This is a genomic window from Halobacillus sp. K22, from assembly GCF_052246795.1.
Lineage (GTDB): Bacteria > Bacillota > Bacilli > Bacillales > Halobacillaceae > Halobacillus.
Genome location: NZ_JBQQCN010000024.1, coordinates 59511 through 70425 on the forward strand (window position 1 = coordinate 59511; position 10915 = coordinate 70425).

Consider the following 10915-nt stretch of genomic DNA (forward strand, 5'->3'; position numbering starts at 1 on the left):
TTACAGGCATTGTAAAAGCTTATAGTGGACATGAAACAACCCCCTGACTCTATAAACCAGGGGGTTGTTTCATTTATTTGTTTCGTTAACTTAATGAGCTTAGAAGCTCTTCAAGGTTATTATAATTAATGCTACTGACTTTTCCTTCTTCATTCGTTTGTGCATGACCCCGAACTTCCATTGTTGTACTATCATCGTTTTTATTATTGGTATAGGTTACTTTTACAGTGAATTTGTAATAGTTTTCTTGAGCTTCAATCATTATATCTTCTGTTTTTAATTTATAATCTGGGTGAGCCATACGTAAGGGTATAGTTGCCCCATTAGTGTTAATCATGCCCTCATATAAATTTTCACTTACATATGGTTTTATATTTTCTTCCCGGAATTCAACTAGCTTTTCTAAGGATTTTTCCTTCCCTAATTCCGAAGAGGAGAATATCTTTTCCTGTTTCTCATTTGGTCCATTAAATATATTTTGTAAAACGGTTCGTATGTTTTGCTTGCTTTCGCTTCCTTCACTATTCTCCTCATTTGATGAAGAAGAGTTATTACCAACTTCGGTTGTGGAAACAGTGGAGTTGTTTTCTTCTGCTGAAGAAGACGAAGAATCACCACCAGAGCCTGAATTAGAGCAGCCAATAGCTAATACTAATGAAAACAACACAATAGGTTTTAAATACTTCATCATTTTTTTCAAATTCAAGATGTAACCCCTCCGACATATCCATAATATTTTTTCTTATTCACTCCATACGAAAAAGCTTTCAAGAAGGTTTCGGAATATTCCTTATTTTACCAAAAATACTAAAAAGCCCAGCTTCGCTTTTAACGAAGCTGGGCTTTTTAGCTATTCTCTGGAAAAATCAGTTCGGTCGGCACCTTCCTCTAAATAGAAGCCTTCGACTGCATTTGTGTGAAGCACAACTCCATCCTCAAGGAACCACCAGGATCCCCGGTCCAGCTGTTTCACAATAAATTCGGAAGCCTCTCTCTGCTCCAACGCCTCACTTAAATCCAACTGATGCGTAATCACTCGTTTACTATCGAGTAAAAAGACTACCTGCCATTCTTTCTTACTTGCCATCGTACCACTCCTTTATGTAAGATATTTACTCTTTACCCTCCCCGTCTTCACTTTAATCGTGAAAAACGCAAAAGAAGCCGCGCCTTTTTAAGACGTGGCTCTATTATGTAATTACACCGGGGGAGGTGCGCCGGATGTTCGCCAGGAAGTTCTTCGACTTGATTTTATTGATCCAAGGAAAAACCAACGACTGAAAGTTAGGCAAGCGACAGGTATAAGACATCCCCTCCAAATATAATTTTTGATCAGTTGTCCTGTCTTCACTCATAGTGTACCACTTGTCCAAAACTGAAAGTGTTAAGTCTTCGTTAAGACTGTATTTCTTTTCTATTTACCTCATTTTATGCACATCGATTTACATTTAGAAGGACAATCCCTTACAATGATAAAAGTTAAAATGCACAGTAAACAAATAGGAATTAGGAGGTTTTAATTTATGGCTCAAGCTGTTTCACAAACCAGCTACGAAAACCGGCAGTCTTCCACGGCTGTAGGCGATCTGGAACCCGTTCAAAAACCGTTCGTCTGGCTGGGTGTTCTTATATCTGTACTGTTATTCTTCACAATTGTTCAAGTGACCACGTGGACACAAGGTGTTCTATTCATCATCGGGTTAGCGTTTGGTCTCGCTTTGTTATATGCCCGTTTCGGTTTTACCTCTGCGTTTAGACGATTAATTTCCGTTGGAAACGTGCAGGGGCTGCAGGCTCACATGCTGATGCTTGCTGTAGCCACTACACTCTTTGCCATTATTCTATCTACAGGATTCAGCTTCACAGGAATGACGCCGCAAGGGTATGTTTTTCCTGTCGGGTTAAGTGTCGTCGCTGGTTCGTTCATGTTCGGAATCGGCATGCAGATGGGTAACGGCTGTGCATCTGGTACCCTCTATACGGTTGGCGGCGGTAAATCCTCCATGGTATTGACCTTGCTAGGATTTATTGCCGGCTCGGTACTAGGTGCTTATCATATCGGATTCTGGCGAGACCTGCCAACCCTTCCGGCCATCTCACTAGCTGAAAGTACAGGTTTTGGCTATTTAGGCGGCTGGGTTCTACAGATTCTAATTTTCCTTGGCATCTACGGAGCAACCGTCCAATTTGCGAGAAAGAAAAACCCACCGCAAATGAAACCATTAACGACAACCAACGGATTGAAAAAACTATGGAGAGGCGCATGGCCGCTATTATTAGCAGCTGTTATTCTCGGTATCTTGAACGCGATCACCCTCTCTGTACGCGGCAATCCTTGGGGGATTACTTCCGCGTTTGCGCTGTGGGGATCTAAGTTCCTGCAGATCTTCGGTGTGGACGTCGCGAGCTGGACGTACTGGCAGGGAGGTACGGAACCACTGAATCAAACCGTACTGGCGGATTCCACCAGTGTCATGAATTTCGGGATTATTCTTGGTGCTTTCATCGCCGCATCCTTCCAGGGGAACTTCAAACCTGGCAAAATTAAGCCCGGCGTCGCAGCCGCTTCCATTCTTGGCGGAATTCTCATGGGCTATGGTGCTCGTCTTGCTTTTGGCTGTAACATCGGTGCGTACTTCGGAGGCATAGCTTCCTTCAGCCTGCACGGCTGGGTGTGGATGATTATGGCGCTTGCCGGCACGTATCTAGCACTATTTATCCGCCCGCTGTTTGGTATGAAGAATCCGAGTCCAAAAGATTCTATGTGCTGACTCTCCATGAAAGAGCGCAGAGCTTTTCATAAGCTCTGCGCTCTTTTTATATGGCCCTGTTAAACTTCCTTGATTTTTTAAAGGTAAAACTTCCCTTTGTGTAATAAGCCTCTTATAAAAGATCAACTATAAACTTTTACAGAACCTTTTAAATAGAGGAGCAATTTTATAGAATAAATACTCCAGCTAAAATCAAAGCTGTACTGATTAATTTTCTTCGCGTTATTTTTTCATTAAAAAACAGAATACCGAGCAGGGTTGTAGCTGCAATCGATGCCCCTGACCACACCGCATAAGCGATCCCCACTTCAATATATTGAACCGAGAGGGTTAGAAAGTAGATATACAACCCAAAAAGGACAAAGGATAGGGCACTTGGAAGAATACGTTTGAATCCCTGGGACAATTTTACAGTAACCTGGCCGAGAGCCGCTAATAGTAACGCTGTAATTAGATAACCCATTTACGAATGCACTCCTTTATCAGAACGACTTCTCGTATTGAGTCCGTAGATGCCAGCGAGAATGAGAGATACTCCCGCTAATTTTTGAAAGGTTGTTGTTTCATTAAACAGAATGATGCCGATGACCGTTATCAGCGCCGTCCCCCCGCCTGACCACAGTGCATTGATAATTCCCAACTCATGATTTTTTGTGATGAGTATATACAAAGTCAGTGCCGAAAGATAACTGAGTACGACGACAATACTGGCAGCTGTATTTTCAAATCCGCTCGTATATTTCATAAAAGTAGCACCGTTTACTTCTAAGATAATGGATAGCCCTAACAGGACATAAACGTTCTTCATCGTGGACCTCCTTCTTGATCAACTCTTACTAACAGAGTAACGCCTGAACCCTTCGTAGAGGAAATACAGAAAATTTATAAATTCATAACTTTAAGTTATACTAATAGAAATAATAAGTGATTTATACGTATTAAGAGCTTATATACTAGTCCTCCATTACGCTAAGTTATAGATTAAGAAAGGAGGCAACTCTGTTGCTGTTCCATAAAATCAAGTACTTTTTAGAAATCGCTGAATTGAAAAGCTTTACGAAGGCAGCGGAAACCTTTAATATTTCCCAGCCGGCCCTCAGCAAACAAATGAAATTATTAGAAGAGGAACTTGGCTTTCCTTTATTTAATCGATCGGTGCGAGGCGTAGACTTAACGGATAAAGGGCAATCCCTGTATCAGGACTTAAAGCCTCTATTTGGTCAAATCGAACGTACCATTCACAATTACAGAGATCATGATCAGATCCGCTTCGGTTCCACTCCGATGATTAGCAGCTATTTTATTCATCGTCATTACGATAAACTCGTTCAAACAAATTTTCATGTAACGACAATTAAGGATGATAGCCGGGATTTACTGCCGTTATTAGAAGCGGACGAGATTGACGCAGCCATCATACAAGATGAGCCTTCCTCCTCTAATCTCTATTCGAAATTTCTGTTCAGGGACAATTTCCTGGCAGCCGTTCCTCTCACTTCTAACCTTGCGTCCCTTGAAGAAGTAACGATGGAGCAGTGCATGGAAAAAACACAAATTATCCCGCCCGAAGGCTCTCTCACCAGTCAGCTGAAGAGAATCATGGAGCAAAAGCAGTTTAAAGGGGAAGTCATAGAAACCCACTACCACGCTATGGCCGGTCTTGTTTCCCTGGGGCTTGGAATTGCTTATCTTCCTGAAATTATGGTGCAGCAGATTGAATACAAAGGGGTTGTCTTCCTTCCTATTAAAGGGCAGCCTTTAGCCCGTGATATGTACCTGTATGCCGTCACCTTACCTATCCTTGAGTTTTTATCGGATAAATTAACCAAGTAACATGGCCGGAAGCGTCCAGTTAATAAGGATAATCCAAAATTCGGCTTTAAACCTGCCGAGCAATGGGGAATCCAGGCTCCCTTCAAGGTGCCGGAAGGATCGTTTATGGTCCTTGAATTAGAGGAGCATTCACTCGAAATTGTGAACGGTGTAGTTCATTATTCTAAAGCTTTTTCGGAATAAGTGAATGGCAGTGGGTGTTGCTCCTCCTCGATTGGGCCTTGCTTTCACTCAATTGGGCCATCAAGTCTTCCGCTAAACAGCACATTTTAGAAAGCTATCCTTAGCCCGCAGAAAAAAAAGAAGACCCTGCCTCAATCGCAGAGTCTTCCTCATATTCATGTAAGTGATTTCTTTTCAGATTTAAGTGTCTCCACTTCTTTCTTCAAATCTTCTAATTCATCAAGTAATTTCAAGACCATTTCATCACTTTTCCTGAGCTCTTCTCCTAATGATTCAATTGCTTCTTCATCCCAGATAAAAGGGTTCCCGTAGGAAGGAGTAATTGGCAGGTTCTCATAGACGCTCCCGTCTTCTTCGTCCGTCGGTTGAAAATAAATGACAACTTCACAGCCCGCATCTCCATTGGCGATCCGTTTTCGCAGATTGACCTTTCCATACCCCATCCGTCTCGCGGCGATGCCTCCAAATACACTCGAGGTCATCGCGCACAGGTGAGGAGCATCTTTAACCACCTCACCGAACGGACATCCTTCGGCTTTAACAATTACCCTGTCCGGATGTACTTCGGCGATTCGGAAATGGCCACCGATGGAATTTTTTATGTCTACAATAACTTCTGGGTAGCGTTCCACGGACCATTGTGCATTTTTCTCACTATAAAATGACTCAATCCATTCTCCTGTTCGAATCCCTAATTGTTTTATATATTCTTCTGCATGGCTCCCGACAGTGCGTTCATGTAAATGCGCATATTGAGTAATAAGTTTGGATAGGAATAATGTACCACTGAGTGACGATGTCATGCTGAGCCCCCTCCCTTTTAGACTTACTATATACCTTTCTATTACCAAATGAAAAATTTATAAACTGTCAGAATCGTCCAGCGTTTAAAGCTTCGCAAAATTGTGTATATCTCTTGATTGAAAAAAGTCTAATAATCCACCAGAATTCTACCAACCTCGCAAATAATGGCTTAACTTGAAAAAATAATTTAAAGGCATTGCTCGTTATTCTTACTGTTATTTTTCTTTTGTGAGTAGTAATTCCATATGTAATAGACAATCCAAAACACGATAATCGGTAAAAACGCATACCATCTATGTTCAATAGGTAGAAAAATTACAAGTAACACGGTCATTAATAAAAATGGAGGCATCAGGATCCAGTACCGTTTATTCTTAAAATAATTCATGATCATCCTTTTCCTTTCATCCTGCAGAAGTTATGGACTTTTTCAATGGGATCGGATATATTTCAGCAAGTTTCCGCGCTGCAAAACTTCATGAAAAGTTCTCATCTACTCTAAAAAATCGCCCGAGCATGTATTCACCCGGACGACTCTTCCATTACTTCAGTATTTTAGCTGTAAACTTCCGGCTGCGAGGGCCATCAAATTCACAGAAATACAGTCCCTGCCAAGTACCGAGAACGAGATTTCCGTCCTCGATAATCAGGGTCTGTGAGTGGCCGACTGTACTTGTTTTCATATGAGCGGCCGTGTTTCCTTCGGCATGACGGTCTTCCGCCATCTCCCACGGATAAACTTCTCTGAAGCGGCGCAGCATGTCTGTTTTAACGTCAGGGTCAGCATTTTCGTTTACCGTTAAGCCGGCCGTCGTATGCTTCGAAGATACGATAACGACGCCGTCGGTTACCCCTTCATCTTTAATCCATTGTTCAACTTTGGAAGTTACATCAATCATCTGATCATGGTTATCAGTTTTCACATCAAAAGTTTTGATCATTAAGAGTCACCACCTATTTGTGAAGCTGCATAAGCTTCTAATTTTTCATATTTCATCTGCTCTTCAACAAATTCTCTCTTATTTTCCAGCTGAAATTCACGTGAATTCCAGTCGAGCTGCACCACGGCTTCATATACATTGGTTGCATTCCCTCTTAACTGAATGGAGAAACTTTCCTCTTTTTTCTCCACGACACAGTTCACAAGACCGCCTTTATTAATTACGACGATCGGTTCGCCCATCGTATTTGGACCATGAATGGTCGAAACGAGTGACGAAGCTGACATCGCCGTACCACACGCATTGGTCAGCCCAACGCCCCGTTCAAACGTCTGGACGAAAACTTTATTTTTTTCTAAGAGTTTCATAAAGCTGACATTAACGCCATTCGGGAACACCTCAGGTAAATGATTCGCTTTCTCACCCACTTGCTTTAGTTCCTGCTGATCGATCTCATCAACGATCGCGACAACGTGAGGATTTGGTACACTAAGCGCCGTGAAGGTTAAATGATCAGGCAATCCTGGAATAGACGTTTTTGAAGCGGGCTCAGCTTCGACATTGACCGGAAGCGAGGCGAGTTCAAATGATACTGGTTCAATGGCTACGGAAAAAGTATCGATTCCTGGAAAAATTTCTTCTTCCTGACTTACAGCAAGCACCGCTTTTTCCGTCTCTATCGCAATATGGATCTTATTCTCCTTTTCTAACATATGCCGGGCGACACAGCGCAGCCCGTTCCCGCACATTTCGGCTTCCGTACCATCCGAGTTGAACATGCGCATTCTCGCTTCTGCTTTATCACTGTTCATCACAAATAGGATGCCGTCCGAACCGATGCCATCCTGCCGGTCACATAATATAATGGAAAGGTCCTTGCGCTCTTGTTCGGTAAAGGTATAGCCATGCGTGAGCTCATCAATCAAGATAAAGTCATTGCCGGAACCATGGCATTTAATAAATTGAATATCCAAAAACGTATCCCCCTGAAATCTAATTTTCTATTATCATAGCATATGTAGCGTACTTTTAAGAATTTTCACGTTTATACAGAATCAAAGAAAAAGGCAAACCCTGCTCAAATGGCTATTTTTGAAGGCAGTGTTTGAAAAGGCTCTAAGAAATGCGATGGTTTGGCTACGCTAAAGTCCGCTCTACACTCTTTATATGGATTTAATTAAATATAGTGGAAAATGATCAAACCACTGATTCGATTGCATTTATGTCAGAGACATTATCTCCTAAATAATCACCAAATTTTAGTAATAAGAGGTTGACAATTGAGCCGGAGCGGGCCTCCAAGAATGCATGCCTATACCCTGTCAGTAAGCCGTTTCATTACGAAAACCATCTCCATTTTAAAATACTGGAAACACTTCTAAAAAGGATATACTTTCCAAATAGAAAATAGGCTGTGTTTTACATTTCCTTTCAAGTGGTAGTTGAAATAAGGACTCCAAGAAAGGGTGATAACATGAGTGAACAAATGAATGCTGTAGGATTATATAAGCATTTACCAATCTCCGAAGATAATAGTCTGGTTGATGTCACAGTCGACAAACCTGAAGCTTTCGGTCATGATATTCTCGTAAAAATTCAAGCCGTTTCCGTGAATCCAGTGGATACAAAAGTCCGCGCAAATGGAGAAGAAGAGCAGGAGCCGAAAATTCTCGGATATGATGCCGCGGGAATTGTGGAATCTGTCGGGGAAGAGGTTTCCTCCTTTAAGCCAGGAGATGAAGTGTATTATGCAGGAGTGATCAGTCGTCCAGGGACGAACAGTGAATTTCACCTTGTAGACGAGCGGATCGCTGCGAAGAAACCACAGACTTTGTCATTCAGGGAAGCTGCCGCTTTGCCTTTAACAAGTCTTACTGCCTGGGAAGCCCTATACGAGAGACTGGGAATCTCAGAAGATAAAGATACAAACAAAGGAAAATCCATCCTCATTATTGGCGCTGCCGGCGGCGTCGGCTCTATTGCCACACAACTCGCCTATGATGCAGGTTTAACGGTTATCGGTACCGCTTCAAGACAAGAAACGGTTACCTGGGCCGAAGACCACGGAGCTCACCACACCATTAACCACCGGGATCCGCTCCCTCCGCAGCTTCGAGATTTAGGAATCGAACATGTGGATTATATTTTCTGCTTAAGTTCTACAGCTGAACACTGGGACAACATGGTAGAAGCCATCGCGCCTCAGGGTAAAATTTGCAGCATTGTAGAAACAGAAAACCAGCTGGATCTTACCGCTCTCCAACAAAAAAGCGCTGCCTTTGTCTGGGAATTTATGTTCACCCGTCCCCTTTTCCAAACGGAAGATGTGCAGGAACAGCAGCGAATATTAGCAAGGATCGCTGAAAAAATAGACAGTAACTCGATCCAAACCACTCTGACAGAAACGCTGACTGGTTTAAACGCCAAACAGCTACAGGAAGCTCATAAAAAAGTAGAAAGTGGAAAAATGATCGGGAAAATTGTAGTAGAGGCAGAATAGCAAGTTGTAAATTATAAAGACAAGCTTGAGGGCAATCTGAAGCTTGTCTTTATTTAATGCAGCCAGCCTGCCACTTTCTTTTTAAAACATTATGAACCTTACTATGTGCAAATCCCAAACATCGTTCGTTCTTCCACCATGACCTTGTATGAGTCACATATTTGCTCGGCTGAATTAAAGGGAATGTGTGCTTGCATGAAGCCATACCTATTTCTTCATCTTTTTAAAGCCGCCTATAGCTATGAAGATTATGAAAGCTAATATAATCCATGAAGCTATCCCCATGTGTTTACCTCCTCATGATTCCTTTGATATTAGTTACGGCTGACATGCCAATAAGTTTCAAAACCTCTTTTTAACATAAAAAGGGGGACAAACCTCTGTTAAAGTTCTGCCCCTCTAATGAAATAATGAAATATATCCGATTCAGCTATATGGAGCATTTAGACCTTCAGCGAACCGCGGAATCCTCTGGCAGCATAATAGGATTCTGCGCCATTGTGATAGACAAAGACGTGGTCGTAGCGACGATCGCAAAAAATAGCACCACCGCGTTCTCTAATATCAGCCGGAGTTTGTACCCAGCTCGACGTTTTCCTATCGAATTGACCAATTTCCTGTAACCCTCGATATTGTTCTTCGGTTAAGATCTCGATTCCCATGGAAGCTGCCATATCCATCGCACTGTTTTCAGGCTTATACTTTTTCCTTGATTCCAGCGCTGCGCGGTCATAACAAACACTTCTGCGCCCTTTAGGACTTTCCGCTGCACAATCATAAAAAATATACGCATCCTGGTCTTTATCATAACCAACTACATCGGGTTCACCTTCCGTGCTTTCCATTTCATGAAGCGACCATAGTTTTTCAGGGTTAGCTTCCAGCTTTGTTTGAATTTCACTCCACTCGAATCCTTCATGGCGTTTCATATTCTTCTCAAATCGTTCCTTCAATACTTCGAGTAATTCTTCAGTTTGGTCTGGGGATAGTTCTTTTTTATGTTTCTTTGTCATGATCGTCCCTCCTTTTATTATATATATTGCTATAAGTATACCATTGAATCCATTCCAATCTGCTCTTATTATGCCCGAAGATGAAGAAGAATCTATCGTGATGATCACTGCGTTTATTAAAATTGAATAGACTTTTTCATTAACAACTCATCTGAATTTTTTTCATTCCTGGAGACCTCAACCAACCCTACTTTAGAATAGAACTCAATGGCTTTTTGATTTCCAGGTGCCACACTTAAATAATACTCGCATATTCCTTGATCTCGAAAAAATTCTTCTGTGAATTGAACCAACTGCTTTCCTAGACCTTTATTTCTGTACTCGTCGATTAAATAATACAGGTTCACATATCCTGCAGTCTCTCCATTGAATACTTCCGTCTTCAACCCAATTTGTCCTATTGGTTGATGATGGTCGTCCTCAATAATGAATTGACCAGAAGACATTTCATTTATTCTTTTTTCCAGGCGATTTAAATAAGCTTCCTTATCAAAGCCTTCTTTATTTCCTTCTATTAAATGGATGTCATTTCTGAATTGCATCACTATCTCTTTGTCTTTTTCAATATCAATTTCTCTAAAGTTCAATGTATCTTTCCTCTCTTCCCTACTAAAGTCAAATGCAGGAATGTCCTTTTCTTCATAAGAATCTAAATTGAGCCATTATTGTTTTAAAAATTACTTATAGCGAACGTATTCGCTCGTTTTGAACTACCCCCACTTACTCGCTGAAACTCCTTGAAATTGGGGGATTCCTAAGAGCACGAACCTAACGGTTCGTTCAAATGATTAGGCTAGCCCCGTCGCACCGACGGTTGAAAGGAGTCGTTGAACTTCCTTTAGTATATTGAAACTCGCATTTAGATCGCGG

13 protein-coding genes are annotated in these 10915 nt (G+C 41.7%); 3 read left to right on the top strand and 10 right to left on the bottom strand.

Annotated elements, in window-relative coordinates:
- Positions 1 to 85: 85 nt before the first annotated feature.
- Together ACTWPM_RS15995 and ACTWPM_RS16000 are read right to left on the bottom strand one after the other, a co-directional pair.
- The gene (locus ACTWPM_RS15995) at positions 86 to 706 is read right to left on the bottom strand and encodes a hypothetical protein (RefSeq protein WP_443134022.1); all 621 of its coding nucleotides are present in this window, start codon (positions 704 to 706) and stop codon (positions 86 to 88) included.
- Between the two features lie 144 nt (positions 707 to 850).
- The gene (locus ACTWPM_RS16000) at positions 851 to 1087 is read right to left on the bottom strand and encodes a hypothetical protein (protein WP_443134023.1); all 237 of its coding nucleotides are present in this window, start codon (positions 1085 to 1087) and stop codon (positions 851 to 853) included.
- Between the two features lie 436 nt (positions 1088 to 1523).
- Between ACTWPM_RS16000 and ACTWPM_RS16005 the strand changes: the two genes are divergently transcribed.
- Complete coding sequence (locus ACTWPM_RS16005) at positions 1524 to 2771, top strand: YeeE/YedE family protein (protein WP_443134024.1); 1248 nt, start codon at positions 1524 to 1526, stop codon at positions 2769 to 2771.
- 166 nt (positions 2772 to 2937) lie between these two features.
- Here ACTWPM_RS16005 and ACTWPM_RS16010 read toward each other — a convergent pair whose 3' ends face one another.
- Positions 2938 to 3234: a DMT family transporter gene (locus tag ACTWPM_RS16010; protein WP_443134025.1), complete on the bottom strand. Its 297-nt coding sequence runs from the start codon at positions 3232 to 3234 to the stop codon at positions 2938 to 2940.
- Positions 3235 to 3579 carry a DMT family transporter gene (locus tag ACTWPM_RS16015; RefSeq protein WP_443134026.1) on the bottom strand — a complete coding sequence of 115 codons (345 nt, stop codon included), beginning with the start codon at positions 3577 to 3579 and terminating at the stop codon, positions 3235 to 3237.
- A gap of 194 nt (positions 3580 to 3773) precedes the next feature.
- On the opposite strand from ACTWPM_RS16015, the gene ACTWPM_RS16020 reads away from it, so the two are divergent.
- The gene (locus tag ACTWPM_RS16020) at positions 3774 to 4604 is read left to right on the top strand and encodes a LysR family transcriptional regulator (RefSeq protein ID WP_443134027.1); all 831 of its coding nucleotides are present in this window, start codon (positions 3774 to 3776) and stop codon (positions 4602 to 4604) included.
- A gap of 338 nt (positions 4605 to 4942) precedes the next feature.
- Here the strand turns inward: ACTWPM_RS16020 and ACTWPM_RS16025 are convergent, their stop codons facing one another.
- The 4 genes from ACTWPM_RS16025 to dapF all read right to left on the bottom strand — a co-directional run bounded on the left by ACTWPM_RS16025 (position 4943) and on the right by dapF (position 7506).
- Positions 4943 to 5590, bottom strand: coding sequence for a methanogen output domain 1-containing protein (locus ACTWPM_RS16025; RefSeq protein ID WP_443134028.1), 648 nt, complete (start codon positions 5588 to 5590; stop codon positions 4943 to 4945).
- A gap of 188 nt (positions 5591 to 5778) precedes the next feature.
- Positions 5779 to 5979, bottom strand: a complete 201-nt coding sequence (locus ACTWPM_RS16030) for a hypothetical protein (RefSeq protein WP_443134029.1) — start codon at positions 5977 to 5979, stop codon at positions 5779 to 5781.
- Between the two features lie 154 nt (positions 5980 to 6133).
- Positions 6134 to 6532 carry a secondary thiamine-phosphate synthase enzyme YjbQ gene (locus ACTWPM_RS16035; RefSeq protein ID WP_443134030.1) on the bottom strand — a complete coding sequence of 133 codons (399 nt, stop codon included), beginning with the start codon at positions 6530 to 6532 and terminating at the stop codon, positions 6134 to 6136.
- Positions 6532 to 7506, bottom strand: a complete 975-nt coding sequence (gene dapF, locus ACTWPM_RS16040) for a diaminopimelate epimerase (RefSeq protein WP_443134031.1) — start codon at positions 7504 to 7506, stop codon at positions 6532 to 6534. The genes ACTWPM_RS16035 and dapF overlap by 1 nt, the downstream gene beginning before the upstream one ends.
- A 500-nt stretch (positions 7507 to 8006) precedes the next feature.
- Here dapF and ACTWPM_RS16045 point away from each other — a divergent pair, with 500 nt between their 5' ends.
- Entirely contained in the window at positions 8007 to 9032 is a 1026-nt protein-coding gene (locus tag ACTWPM_RS16045; protein WP_443134032.1) for a zinc-binding alcohol dehydrogenase family protein, read from the top strand.
- 443 nt (positions 9033 to 9475) lie between these two features.
- Here ACTWPM_RS16045 and ACTWPM_RS16050 read toward each other — a convergent pair whose 3' ends face one another.
- Both ACTWPM_RS16050 and ACTWPM_RS16055 read right to left on the bottom strand, forming a co-directional pair.
- Entirely contained in the window at positions 9476 to 10045 is a 570-nt protein-coding gene (locus ACTWPM_RS16050; RefSeq protein WP_443134033.1) for a DUF4256 domain-containing protein, read from the bottom strand.
- Positions 10046 to 10161: 116 nt separating this feature from the next.
- Positions 10162 to 10632 (bottom strand): GNAT family N-acetyltransferase, encoded by a 471-nt coding sequence (locus ACTWPM_RS16055; RefSeq protein WP_443134034.1) that lies wholly within the window; start codon positions 10630 to 10632, stop codon positions 10162 to 10164.
- Positions 10633 to 10915 lie beyond the last annotated feature (283 nt).

What these genes read in the sequence shown, in the direction of transcription:
- ACTWPM_RS16005 (WP_443134024.1), top strand. Translation starts at nt 1,524, where the DNA reads ATGGCTCAAGCTGTTTCACAAACCAGCTACGAAAACCGGCAGTCTTCC.
- ACTWPM_RS16015 (WP_443134026.1), bottom strand. Translation starts at nt 3,579, where the DNA reads ATGAAGAACGTTTATGTCCTGTTAGGGCTATCCATTATCTTAGAAGTA.
- ACTWPM_RS16000 (WP_443134023.1), bottom strand. Translation starts at nt 1,087, where the DNA reads ATGGCAAGTAAGAAAGAATGGCAGGTAGTCTTTTTACTCGATAGTAAA.
- ACTWPM_RS16010 (WP_443134025.1), bottom strand. Translation starts at nt 3,234, where the DNA reads ATGGGTTATCTAATTACAGCGTTACTATTAGCGGCTCTCGGCCAGGTT.
- ACTWPM_RS16030 (WP_443134029.1), bottom strand. Translation starts at nt 5,979, where the DNA reads ATGAATTATTTTAAGAATAAACGGTACTGGATCCTGATGCCTCCATTT.
- ACTWPM_RS16050 (WP_443134033.1), bottom strand. Translation starts at nt 10,045, where the DNA reads ATGACAAAGAAACATAAAAAAGAACTATCCCCAGACCAAACTGAAGAA.
- ACTWPM_RS16045 (WP_443134032.1), top strand. Translation starts at nt 8,007, where the DNA reads ATGAGTGAACAAATGAATGCTGTAGGATTATATAAGCATTTACCAATC.
- ACTWPM_RS16025 (WP_443134028.1), bottom strand. Translation starts at nt 5,590, where the DNA reads ATGACATCGTCACTCAGTGGTACATTATTCCTATCCAAACTTATTACT.
- ACTWPM_RS16035 (WP_443134030.1), bottom strand. Translation starts at nt 6,532, where the DNA reads ATGATCAAAACTTTTGATGTGAAAACTGATAACCATGATCAGATGATT.